20 protein-coding genes are annotated in these 19,748 nt (G+C 72.9%); 7 read left to right on the forward strand and 13 right to left on the reverse strand.

The window, feature by feature from the left end; all coding sequences use genetic code 11:
- Positions 1 to 175 precede the first annotated feature (175 nt).
- Both fahA and AB0877_RS21530 read right to left on the reverse strand, forming a co-directional pair.
- Entirely contained in the window at positions 176 to 1,372 is a 1,197-nt protein-coding gene (gene fahA, locus AB0877_RS21525) for a fumarylacetoacetase (RefSeq protein ID WP_366610924.1), read from the reverse strand.
- Positions 1,369 to 2,238 carry a hypothetical protein gene (locus AB0877_RS21530; protein WP_366610926.1) on the reverse strand — a complete coding sequence of 290 codons (870 nt, stop codon included), beginning with the start codon at positions 2,236 to 2,238 and terminating at the stop codon, positions 1,369 to 1,371. Before AB0877_RS21530 ends, fahA begins: the two co-directional genes overlap by 4 nt.
- A 95-nt stretch (positions 2,239 to 2,333) precedes the next feature.
- On the opposite strand from AB0877_RS21530, the gene AB0877_RS21535 reads away from it, so the two are divergent.
- Complete coding sequence (locus AB0877_RS21535) at positions 2,334 to 3,500, forward strand: cupin domain-containing protein (RefSeq protein ID WP_366610928.1); 1,167 nt, start codon at positions 2,334 to 2,336, stop codon at positions 3,498 to 3,500.
- 145 nt (positions 3,501 to 3,645) lie between these two features.
- Here AB0877_RS21535 and AB0877_RS21540 read toward each other — a convergent pair whose 3' ends face one another.
- From AB0877_RS21540 to AB0877_RS21555, 4 genes are read right to left on the reverse strand one after another with little or no spacing between them, the layout of a single operon-like run.
- Positions 3,646 to 4,674: a tetratricopeptide repeat protein gene (locus tag AB0877_RS21540; protein ID WP_366610929.1), complete on the reverse strand. Its 1,029-nt coding sequence runs from the start codon at positions 4,672 to 4,674 to the stop codon at positions 3,646 to 3,648.
- Between the two features lie 10 nt (positions 4,675 to 4,684).
- On the reverse strand, positions 4,685 to 5,170 hold the full coding sequence (gene ispF, locus AB0877_RS21545) for a 2-C-methyl-D-erythritol 2,4-cyclodiphosphate synthase (protein ID WP_196924679.1): 486 nt from the start codon (positions 5,168 to 5,170) through the stop codon (positions 4,685 to 4,687).
- Positions 5,171 to 5,183: 13 nt separating this feature from the next.
- Complete coding sequence (gene ispD / locus AB0877_RS21550; RefSeq protein ID WP_366610931.1) at positions 5,184 to 5,879, reverse strand: 2-C-methyl-D-erythritol 4-phosphate cytidylyltransferase; 696 nt, start codon at positions 5,877 to 5,879, stop codon at positions 5,184 to 5,186.
- A 56-nt stretch (positions 5,880 to 5,935) separates the two neighbouring features.
- A complete protein-coding gene (locus AB0877_RS21555; protein WP_007073334.1) occupies positions 5,936 to 6,421 on the reverse strand; it encodes a CarD family transcriptional regulator in 486 nt (161 codons plus the stop codon).
- Positions 6,422 to 6,749: 328 nt separating this feature from the next.
- Here AB0877_RS21555 and AB0877_RS21560 point away from each other — a divergent pair, with 328 nt between their 5' ends.
- Entirely contained in the window at positions 6,750 to 7,442 is a 693-nt protein-coding gene (locus tag AB0877_RS21560; RefSeq protein ID WP_366610932.1) for a hypothetical protein, read from the forward strand.
- Between the two features lie 11 nt (positions 7,443 to 7,453).
- Here the strand turns inward: AB0877_RS21560 and AB0877_RS21565 are convergent, their stop codons facing one another.
- The 4 genes from AB0877_RS21565 to AB0877_RS21580 all read right to left on the reverse strand — a co-directional run bounded on the left by AB0877_RS21565 (position 7,454) and on the right by AB0877_RS21580 (position 11,242).
- Positions 7,454 to 8,086 (reverse strand): hypothetical protein, encoded by a 633-nt coding sequence (locus AB0877_RS21565; protein WP_366610934.1) that lies wholly within the window; start codon positions 8,084 to 8,086, stop codon positions 7,454 to 7,456.
- A gap of 31 nt (positions 8,087 to 8,117) precedes the next feature.
- Positions 8,118 to 9,167, reverse strand: coding sequence for a type III polyketide synthase (locus AB0877_RS21570; RefSeq protein ID WP_366610935.1), 1,050 nt, complete (start codon positions 9,165 to 9,167; stop codon positions 8,118 to 8,120).
- Positions 9,168 to 9,261: 94 nt separating this feature from the next.
- A complete protein-coding gene (locus AB0877_RS21575) occupies positions 9,262 to 10,428 on the reverse strand; it encodes an acyl-CoA dehydrogenase family protein (protein WP_366610937.1) in 1,167 nt (388 codons plus the stop codon).
- A gap of 40 nt (positions 10,429 to 10,468) precedes the next feature.
- On the reverse strand, positions 10,469 to 11,242 hold the full coding sequence (locus AB0877_RS21580; protein ID WP_366610939.1) for a methyltransferase domain-containing protein: 774 nt from the start codon (positions 11,240 to 11,242) through the stop codon (positions 10,469 to 10,471).
- 46 nt (positions 11,243 to 11,288) lie between these two features.
- On the opposite strand from AB0877_RS21580, the gene AB0877_RS21585 reads away from it, so the two are divergent.
- From AB0877_RS21585 to disA, 4 genes are all read left to right on the forward strand, one after another.
- Positions 11,289 to 12,128: a UbiA family prenyltransferase gene (locus AB0877_RS21585; protein ID WP_366610940.1), complete on the forward strand. Its 840-nt coding sequence runs from the start codon at positions 11,289 to 11,291 to the stop codon at positions 12,126 to 12,128.
- A gap of 140 nt (positions 12,129 to 12,268) precedes the next feature.
- A complete protein-coding gene (locus AB0877_RS21590) occupies positions 12,269 to 13,048 on the forward strand; it encodes a hypothetical protein (protein ID WP_366610941.1) in 780 nt (259 codons plus the stop codon).
- 84 nt (positions 13,049 to 13,132) lie between these two features.
- Positions 13,133 to 14,590, forward strand: coding sequence for a DNA repair protein RadA (gene radA / locus AB0877_RS21595; protein WP_366610943.1), 1,458 nt, complete (start codon positions 13,133 to 13,135; stop codon positions 14,588 to 14,590).
- A gap of 131 nt (positions 14,591 to 14,721) precedes the next feature.
- Positions 14,722 to 15,906 carry a DNA integrity scanning diadenylate cyclase DisA gene (disA, locus tag AB0877_RS21600; RefSeq protein ID WP_030327921.1) on the forward strand — a complete coding sequence of 395 codons (1,185 nt, stop codon included), beginning with the start codon at positions 14,722 to 14,724 and terminating at the stop codon, positions 15,904 to 15,906.
- Positions 15,907 to 15,913: 7 nt separating this feature from the next.
- On the opposite strand, the gene AB0877_RS21605 is transcribed toward disA, so the two are convergent.
- The 3 genes from AB0877_RS21605 to AB0877_RS21615 form a co-directional block, all read right to left on the reverse strand.
- Positions 15,914 to 16,630, reverse strand: coding sequence for a hypothetical protein (locus AB0877_RS21605; RefSeq protein WP_366610945.1), 717 nt, complete (start codon positions 16,628 to 16,630; stop codon positions 15,914 to 15,916).
- Between the two features lie 106 nt (positions 16,631 to 16,736).
- Positions 16,737 to 17,309 carry a peptide deformylase gene (locus AB0877_RS21610; protein WP_366610947.1) on the reverse strand — a complete coding sequence of 191 codons (573 nt, stop codon included), beginning with the start codon at positions 17,307 to 17,309 and terminating at the stop codon, positions 16,737 to 16,739.
- The gene (locus AB0877_RS21615; RefSeq protein ID WP_355005938.1) at positions 17,306 to 17,818 is read right to left on the reverse strand and encodes an ACT domain-containing protein; all 513 of its coding nucleotides are present in this window, start codon (positions 17,816 to 17,818) and stop codon (positions 17,306 to 17,308) included. The genes AB0877_RS21610 and AB0877_RS21615 overlap by 4 nt, the downstream gene beginning before the upstream one ends.
- A 96-nt stretch (positions 17,819 to 17,914) precedes the next feature.
- On the opposite strand from AB0877_RS21615, the gene AB0877_RS21620 reads away from it, so the two are divergent.
- Complete coding sequence (locus AB0877_RS21620) at positions 17,915 to 18,826, forward strand: A/G-specific adenine glycosylase (protein WP_366610949.1); 912 nt, start codon at positions 17,915 to 17,917, stop codon at positions 18,824 to 18,826.
- Positions 18,827 to 19,748 lie beyond the last annotated feature (922 nt).

Here is a 19,748-nt window from a genome sequence, read left to right on the forward strand (position 1 = left end):
ACTTGATCCGCGTGACCAACGGCGCAACGAGGGCTCTTGATCGCACCCGCTGTGCGATCAAGAGTCCCGTGAACGAGACGACCCGAAAACCAGATGGTCAGAGCGCTCCGGAGGGGTCGCAGTAATCCGACTCAGCAGAGGAGAGCCGCTGCTGGGCCGTGCCGCGGTGCCGGCTTCAGCGAGCCGGACGAATCGTGCCGGACACCTCGCCGAGGGCGATGGTGGTGCCGTCCGGGCCGGGCGCGGTGGCGGTGATGGTCACCGTGTCGCCGTCGTCGAGGAAGGTGCGGCTCTCGCCGCCCACGGTGACCGGCTCGGCCCCGCCCCAGGTCAGTTCCAGGAAGGACCCGACCTGTCCTCGTTGCGGGCCGGAGACGGTCCCGGAGGCGTACAGGTCACCGGTGCGCAGCGAAGCCCCGTTGACGGTGAGGTGCGCCAACTGCTGGGCGGGGGTCCAGTACATGGTGGCGAACGGAGGCTCGCTGACCTGGTCGCCGTTCCACTCGACCGCCAGCCGAAGGTCCAGTCCCACGTGCGGTACGGCGCGCAGGTAGTCGACCACCGGCGGATCCTGATCGGGGGCCGCCACGAACGCGTTCCCGAGCGCGTCGAGCGGCGTCACCCAGGCGGAGACCGAGGTGGCGAACGACTTGCCGAGGAACGGGCCGAGCGGCTGATACTCCCATGCCTGGATGTCCCGGGCCGACCAGTCGTTGACCAGCACCACCCCGAAGACGTGCTCGGCGAAGTCGTCGACGGAGACCCGATCGCCCAACGCGCTCGGTACGCCCACCACGAATCCCACCTCGGCCTCGATGTCGAGGCGTACCGATGGGCCGGTGACCGGGCCCTCGGCGGAGGCCCGCTGTCCGGTCGGCCGGGTCACCGGCGTGCCGGAGACGACCACCGTGCCGGCCCGCCCGTGGTAGCCGATCGGCAGGTGCTTCCAGTTGGGCAGCAGCGGCGGCTGGCCGGGGCGGAAGATCTGCCCGACATTCGACGCGTGGTGTTCCGAAGAGTAGAAGTCGACGTAGTCGGCCACCTCGATGGGGAGCAGCAGCTCCACCTCATCGAGGGGCACCAGCAGCGGCTCCACGGCGTCCCGGTGCGCCGGGTCGGTCAGCAGCTCGGTGATCCGCTGCCGCACCGCCGTCCACTGCGGACGCCCCAGGGCCATGAAGTCGTTGAGCACGGGCCGGCACAGCGTGCCGGCGGCCAGCACCAGCTCGGCGGCCTCTGCCGCCGCGAGGTCGAAGACCCAGGACCCGATCCGTACGCCGATCCGCGAAGGACCTCCGTCGCGCCGGAACACCCCGTACGGCAGGTTCGTCACCCCGTACGGCGAACCGTCGGCGCCGGTCACCCAGGTCATGCGTCGTAGCCCCCGTTCACCAGCCCAAGCCGGATCAGATCGGTCAGTGGTTCCAGGATGCTGCACGAGCCGAAGCCCACCCAGAGGGGGCGAGGCCCGTCCAGCCGTGTCGTCGTACGCTCCACCAGGGGGCGCGGGTCGGCCACGGTGAGCAGCTCGGCGACCGAGCGCACACCGTCACCGTCGGCGGCGGCCAGGGTCGCGGCCAGCACGTTGGCGTAGCCGTGGTGGGTGAACCCGGTCTCCGGATCGAGGTGTCGGATCGCCTGGTGCAGCCCGGCGGTGAGTTTGAACGGCAGGCCCCGGTCCCGGCAGGCACAGATCACGGTGGCCAGCTCGGTCGGGGTGGGGAAGAGTTCGGCGGCCAGGCCGCCGGTGCGGAACTTGGCCGCGATCGGCACCCCGCCGGCCCGCGCGGCGACGAGCGCGTCCAGCGCGCCCATCAGCCCGAAGGTCAGCGGCAGCTCGGCGTAGACGGTTTCCACGCCCGGCAGCGCGTCGGTCAGCCGCAGCAACTCGGCGATGCCGGGCAGCGGGTCCTCGCCGCGCTTGGCGACCGCCACCTCGACCTGGCGCGCGGTGACGCCGTCGGGGGCGAGAAACGACAGCGCGAACGGCAGGTTCCCGATGCCGGTGTCGCCGATCACGCCGACCACCAGGCCCTCGCCCGGGTCGACGAGACCGGTCAGCTCACCGGCGGCCATGTCCGAGGCGCGGATCAGCAGTGGGCCGACCAGGTCGGCGTACCAGGCGGCGCGGTGTTGCCGGTGGGCGACCAGGGCGTCGGGCAGCGCGGCGCTGCCCGGTGGAAAGACGGCGGCGTCGTCCACCAGGCCGGTCACGAGTGCTGGCACCTGCGTTGACACGGAACAAGAATGTACGGGACGCTACGAGGAACGGACAACAGCGTCCGATTATCGGACGCCTTCGGCCGGTGAACGGGAAATATCGGGAGGCGAAGATGCCGTATTACCGCAGCGTCGGCGACGTGCCGCGCAAGCGCCACACCCAGTTCCGGCAGCCCGACGGCAGCCTCTACGCCGAGGAGCTGATGGGCCAGGAGGGCTTCTCCTCCGACTCGTCCCTGCTCTATCACCGGCACGCGCCCACCGCGATCCTGGCCGCCGACGAGTTCACCCCGGCCGCCTTCACCCGGGCGCCGAACCTGCCGCTCAAGCCCCGCCACCTGCGCACCCACAAACTGGACACCGGCGGTTCCGACCCCATCCTCGGCCGGCAGTACCTGCTGGCCAACGACGACGTACGGATCGGTTACGTCCTCGCCGACCGACCCTCACCGCTGTTCCGCGACGCCACCGGCGACCACTGCCTCTACGTCGAGTCGGGCACCCTGCGGGTCGAGTCCCCGTTCGGCGTGCTGGACGCGGTCGCCGGCGACTACGTCGTCATCCCCACCTCGACCATCCACCGGCTGGTGCCCACCGGCGACCAACCCGTCCGGCTGCTGGCCGTCGAGGCGTCCGGGCACATCGGCCCGCCCAAGCGCTACCTCTCCGTACGCGGCCAGTTCCTGGAGCACTCGCCGTACTGCGAGCGGGACGTCCGCGGCCCCGACGCCCCGCTGCTCGTCGATGGCGAGGAGGTCGAGGTGCTGGTCCGGCACCGGCGCGGCTGGACCCGTTACGTCTACGCCAACCACCCGTTCGACGTGGTCGGCTGGGACGGGCACCTCTACCCGTGGGCGTTCTCCATCCACGACTTCGAGCCGATCACCGGCCGCATCCACCAGCCCCCGCCGGTGCACCAGACGTTCCAGGGGCCCAACTTCGTCATCTGCTCGTTCGTGCCCCGCAAGGTCGACTATCACCCGCAGTCGATCCCGGTGCCGTACAACCACCACAACGTCGACTCCGACGAGATGCTCTTCTACACCGGGGGCAACTACGAGGCACGGCGCGGCTCCGGCATCGAGCAGGGTTCGATCTCCCTGCACCCGTCCGGCTTCACCCACGGCCCCCAGCCGGGTGCCGCCGAGCGCTCCATCGGCGCGGACTACTTCGACGAGCTGGCCGTCATGGTCGACACCTTCCGCCCGCTGGACCTCTGCGACGCCGCCAGCTCCTGCGAGGACGAGGGGTACGCCTGGACGTGGGCGCGTTCTGTGTAGTCGCCGTTGGGGGTTTCGCCGGAGCCGGCCCGCTCTGGGCGGTCAGGCTTGATCCCGACGCGGTCGGGCTCCGGCGAAACCCTGACCTGGTCGAGCTACGCGACGCTAGGGATCTTGTTGGCGGGCACGGCCCGACGCCTCATGGTCAGCGGATCGCGGTTCGGGTGAAGACGGCGAACTCGGCTACCGCTGTGGTGGCGATGGCGAGCACCAGGGGCCACGGGGAGCCGACCACGGCGTACACCAGCAGCAGCAGCGGCGCGGCGGCCACGGCGTAGACGGCCAGGGCCATCGCCCGGTCCGAGTGCAGCAGGGCGGGCAGGACGGTCCGGGTCAGCCCCGGCAGCCGGGCCGCGAGCTGCCACACGATGATCCCGCCGGTGAGCGCGGCGAGCACCGCCAGGACGCGGGAGAAGCCGTCGCTCGCCGACGCCGCGAACGCGACCAGCACCGCCGCCACCAACGACCAGCCCGCGCCGTAGAGGACCAGGCGGTGCAGCCCGTACGCGAGGGTTCGGGGCGAGTCGATCCGCCTCGGGCTGACCGTCACCGCCTCGGCGACGTGCTCCAACGCCTCCGACCAGCGGCGCTGCTCCAGCCGCATGACACCCACGTCGTGACCGGCCTCGCCGATCCGCGGGTCGAGCCGCAGCGCCTCCCGGTAGGCCCGCTCGGCCAGGTCGAACAGGTCCAGGCGGGCGGCGACCAGGCTGAGCACCAGGTGGGCCTGCGGCTCCTGCGGAGCCAACTCGACACCGCGCCAGGCCGCGTTCAGCGCCGGCTGGCCGTTGCGGGCGCCGGCCAGGATCGCCGCCGCGCTCCGCTGGGCGTACGCGTCGGCCGGGCCGAGGGCAAGGATCCGATCGGCGCTGCCCGCCGACTCGCTGTAGCGCTCCAGATCGGCCAGGGCCATGCCCCTGGCGACCAGCGGGGGCAGCGCCTCCGGTGCGGCTGCCACGGCCGTGTCGGCGGCGGTGAGCGCCTCGGTCGGGCGGCCGGCGGCCAGGTGCACCCGGGCCAGCATGGTGAGCGCCTCGACGTCACCCGGCTGGAGGGCCAACCCGTAGGCCAGCTCCCCAGCCGCCTCGTCGTAGCGGCCGAGTTCGGCGAGGAGTTGGGCCCGCTGGACGTAACCGTCGGCGGCGGACTGGTCGGGGGCGGGGTCGCTGGACATCGCGGCGAGCCTAGGCGGCCGGCGCGTCGTACACCAGGGCCACCGCGACCCCGGCCAACCCTTCCTCACGGCCGGCGAAGCCGAGCCCGTCGGTGGTCGCCGCCGAGACGGTGACCGGGGCGCCGACCGCGGCGGAAAGGACCTCCTGCGCCTCCGCGCGGCGCCGGCCGATCTTGGGACGGTTGCCGATGACCTGCACGGACACGTTGCCGATCTCCAGACCGGCGGCGCGCACCCGACGGGCCGTCTCGGTCAGCAGAGCCACCCCGGACGCGCCGGCCCACTCCGGCTGGCCCACCCCGAAGGCGGAACCGAGATCACCGAGACCGGCGGCGGAGAGCAGGGCGTTGCAGGCGGCGTGCGCGGCCACGTCGGCGTCGGAGTGCCCGGCGAGGCCGTCCTGATCGGGCCAGAGCAGCCCGGCCACCCAGCACGGCCGGCCCGGCTCGAACGCGTGCACGTCGGTGCCGATGGCCACCCGGGGAACGATCATGATCAGAGGGTACGCGTCAACCGGCCGCGGCAAGCAGATGCTCGGCCAGAGCCAGGTCGAACGGTCGGGTGATTTTCAGCGCGTACTCCGAGCCGGGCACGCAGCTCACCGGGACGCCCTGCTTCTCGACCAGCCCGGCGTCGTCGGTGAGGGAGTCACCGACGGCGGCGTGAGCGGCGCTGAGCACGACCCGACGGAAGCCCTGCGGGGTCTGCACCGCGCGCAGCGCGGAACGGTCGACGGTGCCGAGCACCACCTCGTCGGCACCGACTTCCTTGATCGTGTCGACGACCGGCAGGACCGGGATCACCGCGTCGCGCCCGCCACGGACCGCCGCCGCGACGGATTCGACCAGCTCAGATGGGGTGAGCGCCCGGGCGGCATCGTGCACCAGGACGATCGTCGGGCCGGGGGGCACAGCGGCCAGCGCGGCGGCCACCGACGCCTGCCGTTCGGCACCACCGGGCACCACAGTCACCGGGGCGACCGGGGCCAGCAGCTCCCGGACGGCCTGCACCTCGGCGACCGGCGCGGCCACCACGATGGTGTGCACCGACGGGGCGGCGGCCAGTCGACGCACGGCGTGCACCAGCAGCGGTTCACCGGCGAGCAGGCGCAGCGCCTTGGGCCGGCCGGGGCCGAGCCGTACGCCGGCACCCGCCGCAGGCACGAGGACCGCGACGTCACCGCGCGGGTTGAGCTGCGCGGTCACGTCGCGGTCCTCGGTGGTTTCTTCACTACGAACTGGGTACGACGATGCTGTGCGGACTAGGCCTCGGTGAGGACCTTGTCGAGCAGCGTCTCCGCCTCGTCCTTGGTGCTCTTCTCCGCCAGCGCGACCTCGCCGACGAGAATGTCGCGGGCCTTGGCGAGCATCCGCTTCTCGCCCGCAGAGAGGCCCCGCTCCCGCTCCCGACGCCACAGGTCACGCACGACCTCGGCGACCTTCAGCGGGTTGCCGGAAGCCAGCTTTTCCAGATTGGCCTTGTAACGCCGCGACCAGTTGGTCGGCTCCTCGGTGTGCGGAGCCCGCAGAACGTCGAAGACCTTCCCGAGGCCCTCTTCGCCGACCACCTCGCGGACGCCCACGATCTCGGCGTTCTCGGCCGGCACCCGGACCGTCAGGTCACCCTGCGCGACCCTCAGGACGAGGTATTGCTTAGGCTCGCCCTTGATGACCCGAGTCTCGATTGCCTCGATGAGTGCGGCCCCGTGGTGGGGGTAAACAACGGTCTCGCCGACACTGAAAACCATAGGTTCGAAACCCCTTTCGCTGTGTCTAGGGTAACACGCTCAGGCACCGATGTCTCACCGATGTCCTGACCGTTGGCGCAGCTCAGGGGCCCTGTGAGAGGTCTTGCTTCAGCTTGACAGGCGGTCAAACCGATGGTTCGAACACGCTCCGTAACGCGGAAATGACTGCCCGGTACGGGTGAACAGAACGTCGAGATCAAGGGCTATGCGCTCCTCCCATGGTAGCCCGGCCGGCAGGACCGCGCCCAGATGTAGCGCGAGGTGCCCCTGGTGCGCGACCCTGGAGACCGAGCCGCACTCAGCTCTCGAGACGCTTCCAGGGGGTCCGATGGGCAAGCCGGACGCAGAGGGTCACGGGCCAGCCGACGGCCTGCCCGGCCTACCGCCCGAATGGGGCCGCGTGGTGGTTCCCGACGACGCCTCCGCGCTGGCCGCCGAGGCCGCTCAGATCCGCCGTGAGCTGCGCCGGGCCGCCAGCCTTCCGAGCGGTTACCGGGTCCTGGGCCTGCCACTGGCGGTGCTGCTGGTGGCGATCCTCACCACGCTGGCCGGCCTGCTGGCGGTCACCTGGCCACGCGCCAACCGTGGCGTCGACCGGCCGACCCCGGCCCCCAGCTCGCCGCCCGCGACCCTCGTCGGTCGGGCGCTGCCCGCACTGGACCTGGTCGATGCGGACGACGCCCCCGTGCCACTGCGCGGCCTGCTACCCGCCATGATCATCCTGCTGGACGGCTGCCCCTGCCCGGACCGGGTCAGCGACGCCCTGGCAGCCGCGCCCGCCGGCGTCTCCGTGGTCACCGTCACCGGCGGACGGACGGTGCCAGCCGGGCCCACCATCGAGCGACAAGCTCGCGCCCTGGCCGACCCCGCCGGAGGGCTGCGGTCGTTCCTGGGCCAGCCGGCCCGCTCCGGCGTCGCGACCGCCCTGCTTGTCGACCGGGCCGGCATCGTGACCCGGGTGCTGCCCGAGGTGGGCAGCAGCGACTCCTACCGGAACGACCTGAACGCCCTCTCCGCCTGAGCCGGTCGCGCCTACCGGGGCAGCGCGACGAGTTGCGCCTGGATGTCGATAGGCCGGTCGACGGCCGTCAGCGACAACCGGAACGGCCCACCAAGGGGCAGCACCTCGGCGTTGGCGATCGTGCCGTCACAGTCGATCCGCAGCTGACCATTGATCTTGGCCTGGTCGCTCGTGACCGCCATCGCGCCGGGGCGGGTGCACCGGTACTGGAGCAGGTAGCGGACACCGTCGTCGCCAGCCTGCCGAGTCACCGCCTCCCCCGGGGCGAGCCCTCGTTGCTCCCGCCAGACGGTCTCGTTGAACGGGGGCAGGTCACCCGAGGGGAAGAGCACCTCGGGATCGCCCTCGATGTCGCTGATCGAACCCGTCTCCGGGTCGACCACCGCCCAGGGGCTGCTCTCCACCCGGATCACCGCGCCGGTGTCCGGGTCCATCCGAGCCGTGATCCGCTCTTCGGGCTCCTCAGCCGCGATGAGACGTTCCAGTGGGGTGCTGACGCTCCGCTCGACGCTCGGCGCCCCGACCGTGCCGGGCGTCGACGAGGGCGCGGCCGAGTGCCACCACCAGCCGCCCACGACCAGCGCGGCCGCCGCGGCACCGAACAGCACCACCGAACGCAGCCGGTCGTTCGCCGTCGCATCCACCTCCCGAGCGTACCGGCCGACCCGGCGAGGTTCAGCCCTGTCGATCGAGCAGAGCGGCGTACAGGGTGAGGCCGGGGCCGAAGGCCAACATGACGATGCGCCGAGCCGCCGGGGTGGCCCGGCCCAACCGGTCCAGGATCAGCAGGACGGTCGGCGACGAGCAGTTGCCGTGCTCGTCGAGCGTCGCCCGGGACGCCGCCAACCCCAGCGGCGGCAACGCCAACTCCCGTTCCACGACGTTGAGGATCCGCGGCCCACCCGGGTGCACGGCCCAACCGTCCACCTCGGAGCTGGTGACGCCGTGCCGGGCCAGCAGATCGTCGACCAGCCCCCGGACGTGCCTCGACAGCACCTGCGGCACCTTCGGCGACAGCCCCATCCGAAAGCCGGCGTCGGTGACGTCCCAGGTCATGTGGTCGGCGGTCGAGGTGTCGGTGACGGCGGTGACCTCGCGCACCGCGTACCCCGAGCCTCCGGGCACGACCACGGCGGCGACCGCGGCGTCCGAGAACAGCGCGTGGGAGACGATCTGCTGGGTGTCCACCCGGGCGCTGGACGGCTGGATGTGCAGGCTCGTCAACTCCGCGCAGAGCAACAACGCCGGACGCCCCCGGGAGGTGACGAAGTCACTCGCCGCGCCGAGCCCCGGCAACGCCGCGTAACAGCCCATGTGGCCGATGAACATCCGCTGGGTGTCCGCGGCCATGCCCAGGTCCCGGGCGAGCAGGATGTCCAGCCCCGGGGTGGCGTACCCCGTGCAGGAGCAGACGATGAACATCCCGATGTCGCCGGCGCTCAGCCCGGCGGCGGTCAACGCCCGACCCACCGCCTCCTTGCCCAACGGCAGCGCCTCCACCTGGTAGCGGCGCATCCGGCGCTCGGTCGGCCAGTCCGAGACGTCCTCCAGCAGCGGATTGACCGCGGCCTGCCGCCGGGTCGCCCCCGAGTTGGCGAAGATTCGCTGGGCCAACGACCGGGTGGTGCCGGAGAAGTGCCGGGAGAAGAAGCCCTCCCACAACTCGTCCTGCGAAGCGGACGGCGGCTGCGCTGTCCCGAGCCCCGCGATCACTGGTACGGACACGATCCCCACCTCTCGTCAGATGCCGTCCTCCCCCTGGCCGTCCCACCAGCCACGTCGGCTGGTCGTTCCTTCGTACGAGCCCGGTGGCGCGGGCTCACCAACGTGGTGCCGATCCGTCACGATCCGGGTCGCCGCCCAGTGCGGCGATGCCGAGCCAGTCGGCGCAGACATCCGACGTGGCCGGGTGCAGCGAGCCGCAGCGGGCGTCTCGGTAGAGCCGTTCGAGGGGATGACCACGGCGGGTGGCCGAGGTGCCCGCCGCCTCCAGCACCGACGCCGCCACCTCGGCGGCCGTGGTGCCGGCCAGCAGCTTCGCCCGCCACACCCAACGGTTGGTCTCCTCGTCACCGGGCGCCTCGTCCACCCGGCGGGCCGCCTCGGCCACCACCAGTTGCGCGGCGGCCGTCGCCGCGTCCGCCCGACCCAGCCGGGCCCGCACCGCCGGCAGACCGGCGAGGTTGCGGGCGTTCAGGTGCTCGGCCGCCGCGTCGATCGCCGCGCGGGCGACCCCCACGTAGACGGCCGCGTAGCTGGCCACCAACCAGTGCGGCATCAGCTGGGCGACCACCAGCGCGAGCCCCTCCACGCCGCCGAGCAGCCGGTCGGCGGGGACTGTGACGTCCAGGTGCAGGTCGTGGGAGGAGGTGGCGCGCATGCCGAGCGAGTCCCAGGTCGGCTCCACGGTCAGCCCATCGCCGGCCGGCACCAGAAACTGCGAGACCACCGACTGGTCGGCTGCGCTGCGCGCCGCCACCAGGTAGCCGTCCGCGTGCCCGGCCCCGGAGCAGAAGGTCTTGCTGCCCTTGAGGTGCCAGCCCCCGTCGGTCGGCTCGTACGCCGTGGTGAGCTGGGACAGCCGGGCACCCGCGCCCCGCTCGCTCATCGCGACCGCGTACCAGGAGCCCCGCGCCGCCGCGCTGAGCAGCCGGTCGCGGGCGGCCAGCGCCTCGTCGGGTACGCCCAGCGCCTCGGCCAGCTCCTCGGTGACCGCGCCCAGCGCGCCGGTCACCGACGCGTGCATGTTGAACACGAGGGCGGTCGCACCGTTGCCCCGGGCAAGCTCGGTGGCCACCGCTGCGTACTCGGCGAAGGTGGCACCCAGACCGCCGAGCGCCCGGGGCACCATCAGCCCGAACAGGCCGGCCTCACGCAGGTCGGCGAAGTCGTCCACGGGGAAGGAACCGTCCCGGTCGTGCTCGGCCGCCCGCGCGGCGAACCGCGGCGCCAACCGGCGTGCTGCCTCAAGCGCGTGCACCGTCATCTCGTTCCTCCTCGGCGTTCCATACCCCGCCAGCGCCTGACTATCCTTTGCGGACCCCCCGGCCCTGGTACAGCACGGCGGTGGAGCGGGTCGGCACGATGCGCGGCGCGCGGCCGACGGGCGCCGCAGCGCCCGTTCGGCTCGCGCGAGCGCGGCGCAGCAGCCAGGCGAGCACCCCGCCGACCTGCGGACGGATGCCCCGCAAGCTCAGGTCGACACCGTGTCGGGCGCACTCGGCGACCAGCGCCCGCGCGTCCACGAACAACCGTGGATCATGGATGCCGCGCGGCACCGTCGGCAGGCGTTCACCGATCCGGACCGCGACGAGCCGGGCCAGCGCCGTGTCGTTGAGGGTGTCCAGCACCAGCACGCCGCCGGGGCGCAGCAGCCGACACGCCTCGGCCACCGCGCGCGGCCAGGCCGGCACGTGCTCCAGCAACTCACCGGCCGAGACCACGTCGGCGCAGCCGTCAGGCAGCGGCACCGCCGTGGCGTCACCCTGGACCACCCGTACCCCGTGCTCGGCCGCCTGGACGAGGGCCGAGCGGGTCAGGTCCACCCCGACGTGGCGGTAGCCCTTGCCCGCCAGGTGCGGCGCGAGCAGGCCGGCGCCGCAGCCCAGGTCGACGAGCAAGGCGTCCGGACGGGTGGCCGGCGGCACCAGCGCGGCACGGGCCTCAGCGAGCCAGTGCAGCATCGCGAACGCACCATCCGGCCGCCACCACTCACCGGCCAGATCGTCGTACTGACGCGGATCGTTTCGCGGCAGCACCCTCGGACCGGTGGACGCCCCGGCCGCAGCCACGTCTCGCATGGAACCGAGCGTGGCACGACTGCTCGGTAACGACCAGACTTCCCTTATGTCGTCGAGGGTGTTAGGGCTGGTCAGAGCGAGCCATCCGGAACCGGCCGCAGCGGTGACCACGGTGGCCGGTCTGCTGGCCTGGGGAGTGGGCCACCGGCCGACCGGAATCGTCTCGGTGGTGCTCGCCGTGCTGGCCAGCCAGCTCGCCGTCGGCTGGACCAACGACGCGCTGGACGCCGAGCGGGACGCCACTGTGGGGCGTACCGACAAGCCGGTCGCCAGTGGCGCCGTCGAGCGCCGCGTCACGGCCTGGGCCGCCGCGGTGGCCGCGGTGGCCTGCCCGCTGCTGGCGCTGACCACGAACCCGGTGGCGGCCTTCTGGCTGACGCTCGCCCTGGTCTCCGCCCTGCTCTACGACTGGCCGCTCAAGGCCACCGCGTTCTCGGTGCTGCCCTACGCCGTGTCGTTCGGCGCGCTGCCCGCCTTCGTGGTCCTGGCGCTGCCCGGCCAGCCGTCCCCCCCGGTCTGGCTGGTGGCGGCGGCGGCCTGCCTGGGCGCCGGCGCCCACTTCGCCAACGTGCTGCCCGACCTGGCCGACGACGCCCGCACCGGCGTGCGCGGCCTGCCCCACCGGCTCGGTGCCGTCGGCAGCCGGGTGGCCGCGGCGGGCCTCCTCCTCGCGGCGACCGCGACCCTGGTCCTCGGGCCACCCGGGCCGCCGTCGGCGATCGGCTGGGCGGCGGTCGGCACGGCCGCCGTGGTGCCACCGCTGAGCTGGTACGCCGGACGCTCGGCGACCCGGGCCGGCCGGCGGCCGGTGGCGGCCTTCCGGGCGGTGATGCTGGTGGCCCTCATCGACGTGGTTCTGCTGGTGGCGAGCGGTCGGGTGGTGTGAACGCCACCCGGGCAGGTGGCATTGCCGGGTCCGTGTGCGGGCCTCGATCACTCCCAACTACCCTGGAGCGCGGTCTGCGCGGGTATGGCCACCGTGCCCGGCGTACGGCCCGGGTGGGGATTGTGACGAGGAGGACCGACGTGACGCGCTCGATCAGGGGATCCCGGCGGGCGGCCCTGTTGCTGTCCGGGATTGCGGCGGCCAGCCTGCTGGCTTCCGGATGCGGCACCGGTCAGATCGCCGAGACCGCGTTGAAGGAGCCGTCGGTCCAGGGCGTCAACCTCACGACCAGCAACGGTTCCTTCTCCGTGCGGGGCCTGCTCGTGGACTACCCCGGCACCGAGGGTTACCAGGCAGGGCAGGACGCGGGGCTCGGCGCCGTGATCTACAACGACTCCAAGGAGACGGTGACGGTCACCGTCACCACGGAGAGCGCCCGCGAGGTGGTGATCAGCGGCGGCTCGGCGAGCCCGTCGCCGTCCGCCTCGGAGTCCTCCTCCATGAGCCCGTCGCCGTCCGGTTCGGCCAGCCCGTCGAACTCGACGTCCGGCTCGCCGAGCCCGTCGGCGACGCCTTCCGAGACCGGATCGTCCTCGGCCACCCCGTCCGCCCCGGAGTCGGCGCGGGCGTCCGGTTCGGCCAGCCCCGCCGCCCCGGGCCAGCCGGCCCGGATCGAGCTGGCGCCGTTGAGCTACATCCAGTTCAACTCCGAGGCCACCACGCAGCTGCGGCTGATCGGCCTGACCGAGGCGCTGCGCTCCGGCCAGAACGTCGTCGTGACCTTCGACTTCGGCAACGGCAACACGGTCACCGGCCAGGCGCCGATCGCGGTGCCGCTCACCCCGGCGGCCCCTCCGTCGCCGATCATCGAGCGCGAGGGTGGCTACGAGGGCAGCGAGGGCGGCACGACCCACGAGTGACCGACCCGCACATCGACGAACACCCCGGCGTGGTGACCACCACGCCGGGGTGTTTTCGTCGTACGCGAGGGCTAGCGTCCTGATGTGACCACCTCCCGATCGACAGCTCCGCGTGGCGGCACGGCCGGTGCCGCCCGTGGTCGGTCCGCCGCCCGCGAACAACGCCCGGCCTACCAGTGCGACGCCTGCGGGCACCAGCCGCCCAAGTGGGTCGGGCGCTGTCCGGAGTGCGGCGAGTGGGGGGCGGTCGTCGAGCACACGGTGACCGGCCCCACCGTCTCCGGTCGGGTGGTCAGCTCCCGGATGCCGTCCGAGCCGGCCCGGCCGATCGCCACCATCAGCGCCGCGCCGGCCCGCGCCCGCCCCACCGGGGTGAGCGAGCTCGACCGGGTGCTCGGCGGCGGCCTGGTCCCCGGTGCCGTGGTGCTGCTCGCCGGCGAGCCCGGCGTGGGCAAGTCGACACTCCTTCTCGATGTGGCGCAGCAGTGGGCGGTCGGTGCCGGCAGCCCCTCGCTGGTGGTCAGCGGCGAAGAGTCGGTCAGTCAGGTGCGCCTGCGCGCCGAGCGGATGGGCACTCTGCACGAGCAGCTCTACCTCGCCGCCGAGAGCGACCTCGCCTCGGTGCTCGGTCACCTCGACGCGGTCAAGCCGGGCCTGTTGGTGCTCGACTCGGTGCAGACCATCTCGACCACCGGCACCGAGGGGGTGCCCGGTGGGGTGACCCAGGTCCGCGCGGTCACCGCCGCGTTGGTCTCGGTCGCCAAGGAGCGGGGCATCGCCACCGTGCTGGTCGGGCACGTCACCAAGGACGGCCAGGTGGCCGGGCCTCGGGTGCTGGAGCACCTGGTCGATGTGGTGCTGCACTTCGAGGGCGACAAGCACTCGTCGCTGCGCCTGGTGCGCGGCGTGAAGAACAGGTTCGGCGCGGCCGACGAGGTCGGCTGCTTCGAGATGCACGAGGGTGGCATCAGCAGCCTGGCCGACCCGTCCGGGCTGTTCCTGACCCGCTACGCGGAGCCGGTTCCGGGCACCTGCGTGACGGTGGCCATGGAGGGGCGGCGGGCCCTGGTCACCGAGGTGCAGGCGTTGATCGGCGCGACAGTGGCGGGTTCGCCCCGGCGCACCGTCTCCGGTCTCGACTCGGCCCGACTGGCGATGGTGCTCGCCGTGCTGCAACGGCGCACCGAGCGGCTGACCCTGCACGACCGGGAGGTCTTCGCCGCCACGGTGGGCGGAATCCGGGTGGTGGAGCCGGCCGCCGACCTGGCGGTGGCTCTGGCGGTCGCCTCCGGGGGGCTCAACCTGGCGATCGCGCCGCACCTGGTGGCGATCGGCGAGGTGGGGCTGACCGGCGAGGTGCGACGGGTCGGGGCGGTGCCACGCCGGCTGGCCGAGGCCGCCCGGCTGGGGTTCAAGGTGGCCCTGGTGCCGCCCGGCTGCGGCCCGGCCAGCACCGGCGCGGGCCCCGAGCAGATGCGGGTGACCGAGGTCACCGACGTCCGTTCCGCGCTGCACCATGCGGCTCGCGCGTCCGCCGAGTGACCCACCGTGCCGACGAGGGCGGCGAAACCGGACAGCACGTCGCAAGCGGGAAACGTGGGAAAGGGCGGCATCGTGACACATCACAGTAACCACGACAGCACCCACCGCACGACAGTCCGTAGACTGTGCGCGTGCCGATCGACCGCGATACCACCAAGCCAGCCGGCGCGCCGCCCCAGGCCCGCACCGGCGCCGTGGGCTCGCCCGCCCGCCCGATCAGCGTGAGCGTGACTGCGGGAGCCGCCGGGAGCGCCGGAGATCCGCTACGGGCCAATCTCGCCCTGATGGCCCCGGGCACCGCACTACGCGACGGTTTGGAGCGCATCCTGCGGGGTCGCACGGGCGCGCTCATCGTGCTCGGCTACGACAAGGTGGTCGAGGGCCTCTGCACCGGTGGCTTCCCGCTGGACGTGGAGTTCTCCGCGACCCGCGTGCGCGAGCTGTGCAAGATGGACGGCGCCGTCGTGCTCTCCAGCGACGGCACCAGGATCGTCCGGGCGGCGGTGCACCTGATGCCCGACCCGTCCATCCCGACCGAAGAGTCCGGCACCCGGCACCGCACCGCCGAGCGAGTGGCCCGCCAGACCGGCTACCCGGTCATCTCGGTCAGCCAGTCCATGCGGATCATCAGCCTCTACGTCAACGGCCAGCGGCACGTGCTCGACGACTCGGCGGCCATCCTCTCCCGCGCCAACCAGGCGCTCGCCACCCTGGAGCGCTACAAGCTCCGGCTGGACGAGGTCTCCGGCACGCTCTCCGCCCTGGAGATCGAGGATCTGGTCACCGTGCGGGACGCGGTGGCGGTGGTGCAGCGGCTGGAGATGGTTCGCCGGATCGCCGACGAGATCGCCGGCTACGTGGTGGAACTGGGCACCGACGGCCGCCTGCTCGCCCTTCAACTCGACGAGCTGATGGCCGGCGTGGACGCCGACCGCACGCTGGTCATCCGGGACTACCTCCCCGTCGGCCGTAAGTCACGCACCCTGGACGAGGCTCTCGTCGAGCTGGACCTGCTCGGTGCCACCGAGCTGATCGACCTGGTCTCGGTGGCAAAGGCGATCGGCTACCCGGCCGCGTCCGACGCGCTCGACGCCGCGGTCAGCCCGCGCGGCTTCCGGCTGCTGGCCAAGGTGCCCCGGCTGCCGGTGGCGGTGGTCGATCGCCTGGTGCTGCACTTCGGCAGCCTTCAGCGTCTGCTCGGCGCGACCGTGGAAGACCTGCAGGCCGTCGAAGGGGTCGGCGACGCCCGGGCCCGCGGGGTCCGTGAGGGGCTGTCCCGGCTCGCCGAGGCATCCATCCTGGAACGCTACGTCTGACCCCGGCTCAGCCGGTGACGGTGAGCTTCACCGGGTCGCTGAGCTTCGTGCCGACCCGGGCGAACACCTGGTACGACCCGATCGGCGGGAACGGTCCTCCGGCCAACGCGCCGTCACAACGGCTGGTGTCCCGCCCGTTCCACGGCACCTGGTAGGAGCGCTCGTGGTTCGGCGTGAAGGACACCACGTCCGAGCCCTGGACCTTGCCGCAGGTGTCCGACGACCAGATTTTCTCGGCACCGGACTTGATGAAGATCTCCTGGAGGTCGGCGCCGACGTTGCGGCTGCACGTCCGGTCCGACGTGTTCTTGATCCTCAGTTGCAGCTCGACCACCGCGCCCCGCTGCACCGAGGTCGGGCTCGCCGACGAGACCACGCTGATCTCCCCGTCGGTGCAGGTGCCGTCGTCCTCCGAACCGGCCGCCGCGCCCAGCGGCGGTGTGTTGCTGGTGACCGCCGGGCTCGGACTCGTCGCACCCGAGTCAGCGGACGCGGACGACGACGGACCGCCGGTCTGCGGGGTCAGCACCGGCCCAGCGGGGCCTGACGTCGCGGCGGACGTCGCCGACGGCGACCCGCCCGCCTTCGGCTCCTTGTCGCCGGAACGACCCGAACCGGTGCAGGAGTAAAGCAGGACAATCAGGAACAGGAACCCCGCTCCGAGTACGACGGCGCGACGCCGCCAGTACACGGCGGGTGGCAGGGGGCCGACCGTCAGACGCATGATGCCCTCCACCGTAGCCGCGCCGTACCCGGCAGTGCGGCGCGACGCGCCGGAACCGATTCGAGGGGTACGCCCGACCGTCCACTCAGGACGGACAGCTCACCGGTCACAGGTAGACCTTGCGCTGATAGACCGCGTGCGCACCGGCGACCCGGTCCAGGAAGAGCAGCCCCGCACAGTGGTCGATCTCGTGCTGCAACGCCCGAGCCTCGAAGCCGTCGGTCACCAGCCGGACCGGCTCGCCGCTGCCCGGCAGATCACCCTCCACCACCAGCCGGCTGGCCCGCTTCACGTCGCCGGTCAGGTCCGGCACCGACATGCAGCCCTCCCGGCCGGGCTTCCACCGCGTCGCCTCGACCACGCGCGCGTTGCACAACACGAACGTGCCGTGCACCGTCACCGCCTTCGGGTGCCCGGTCACGTCGACGGCGAAGACCCGAGCGCCCACCCCGACCTGCGGCGCGGCCAGCCCCACGCAGCCCGGCGAGACCCTCATCGTGGCGATCAGGTCGGCCGCGAGTTGAACCGTCTCCTTCGCCGTGGGGTCGACCTCGTCCGCGGCCCGACTCAGCACCGGATGCGGGGCGGACACCACCGCCCGCACCTCGCCCGGCACATCCAGTGACTCCGGAGTCCAGTCCCTGAGGCCGACCTCCGGCCCACGCTCCTCGCCGGTCACAACAGGTCCGGGTCCGCCGGCCGGAGGGTGACCTCCACGCCCAGCTCGGCAGCCGTCCGGTGCAGCCGGTCGAGCAGCGTCTCCGCCACACCGGCCGGCAACTCGACCTCCGCCAGGACCACGTAGAGCGCACCGGTCAACCGGGTACTCAAATCGGTGACATTTCCCCCGGCGTCCACCAGCACCCGCGTCATCGCCGCGACGATCCCCATCCGGTCCGAACCGTGCACCGCCATCACGTACGGCTCACCCACCGGAGGAACATCGCCGTCCGGGGTGACCGCGCGTACCGTCGCCAGCAGCTGGCCCTCGGCGGCCAGCGACGCCAGCGCGGCCTCGACCTCGGCGGCGGCCGGGCCGGTGCAGATGAGGGTCATCGCGAAATGCCCCCGCAGCCGCGTCATCGTGCTGTCGGTGAGGTTCGCGCCCAGTCGGGCCAGCACCTCCGCGACATCGGCCACGATGCCCGGCCGGTCCCGGCCGATGACGGTGATCGCGAGCTCGTTCATCCGCGCATTCTCCCCCGCCCGCCGAACGAGGACGTGGCACCCCGCCCGAGCCGCCCACCCAACGGGAACGCCGGGCGTGACATCATCGACGACGCCATGACTCAACCCGACTTCGCCACCCTGGTCAGCCGCTGGTTCCAGCAGCACGCCCGTGACCTGCCGTGGCGCGATCCCGGCGTCACCCCGTGGGCCATCCTGGTCAGCGAGGTCATGCTCCAGCAGACACCGGTGGTCCGGGTGGTCCCGGCCTGGCAGGCCTGGCTGGCCCGCTGGCCGGACCCGGCCGCCTTGGCGGCGGACACCCCGGCCGAGGCGATCCGGATGTGGGGACGCCTCGGCTACCCCCGTCGGGCGGTCCGGCTACGCGAGTGCGCGGTCGCGATCGTCGACCGGCACGGCGGCCAGGTGCCGGACCGGCTGGAGCAGCTGCTCGCGCTGCCCGGCGTCGGCACGTACACCGCTCGGGCGGTGGCCGCCTTCGCGTACGGGCAACGGCATCCCGTCGTCGACACCAACGTACGACGGGTGGTGTGCCGGGCGGTGGCCGGCGAACCGGACGCCGGACCCGTCACCCGGCCAGCGGACCTCGTCGCCACCGAGGAGCTGCTTCCTGCCGAACCGGACGCCGCGGCACTGGCCAGCGCCGCGTTCATGGAACTGGGCGCGGTGATCTGCACAGCCCGGTCACCGCGCTGCACCGCCTGCCCCGTCGAGTCGGTCTGCGCCTGGCGGGCGTCCGGCCAGGAGGCGCCGACCGGGCCGACCCGCAGACCCCAGCGGTACGCGGGCACCGACCGGCAGGTCCGCGGCCTGTTGCTCGGAGTGCTCCGGGACAGCAACGGGCCGGTCCCCCACCAGCGGTTGGACCAGGTCTGGACCGACGACGTGCAACGCGCCCGCGCCCTCGCCGGGCTGGTGCAGGACGGGCTGGTCGAACCCGCCGGCACCGACTCCTTCCGCCTGGCCGGTGACGGCCCGTCCCTGCCAACAGCGGACCTCACCACCTGACCCACCCCACCCGGCCCATCCTGCGCGCCGACCCATGGCCTACGCGGCCCCGCCGCACACTTTCACTCCACGCCCCACGCCCCGCGCGCCTGGGCCGCACACCCGTCCTCGCCCCGCGTCCCGCTCTCGCCGCATGCCCCGCCCGCGCCGCACGCCCCGCCCACGCCGCACGCCCACGCCCACGCCACACGCCCACGCCGCACGCCCCGCACACGCCGCACGCCCACGCCGCACGCCCCGCCCACGCCGCACGCCCACGCCGCACGCCCACGCCACACGCCCCGCCCACGCCGCACGCCCACGCCGCACGCCCCGCACACGCCGCACGCCCACGCCGCACGCCCGCCCGCGCCTCGCGCCCTCAATGCGCGCCTCGCGCGGAAAGCAGAGTCCGCGATCCGCGCCTCTCATCTCAAGATCGTGCTCGATCATGGATGTAGTGGTGTCGGGCGCGCCGGATGCCACTACATCCAGGTTGTTGCGCGATCCTGGAGGCCGGGGCCTTCACTGGGAGCGAGGCCGGCGGCAAGCTCACCACCCCGCCCCTGTTTCGCCTACAACATCAGGGAAGGTGCTGCCTCGCGGCGTCCGGAGGCAGCACCTTCCCTGATGTTGTGAGGATCTTGCCGAGCACGGCAGCCGGAGCGGCCGGACGAGGGCGGGGCAGGTCGGGCAGGTGCGACGCGGGGGCGGGCCGGGAGGGCGCGAGCGGGAGCGAGCAGACCCGTGCCTGCGGCGACGGCGGCGATGCCGGCCAACAGGGCGCAGCGGGCGACGCGCGAGGGCGCAAAAGGCGGGGCGACGCGCGAGCCGATGCGCAAGGGCGACGCGCGAGGGCGCAAAAGGCGGGGCGACGCGCGAGCCGATGCGCAAGGGCGACGCGCGAGGGCGCAAAAGGCGGGGCGACGCGCGAGCCGGTGCG

It is taken from the genome of Micromonospora sp. NPDC047644 (genome assembly GCF_040704315.1).
GTDB lineage: Bacteria > Actinomycetota > Actinomycetes > Mycobacteriales > Micromonosporaceae > Micromonospora.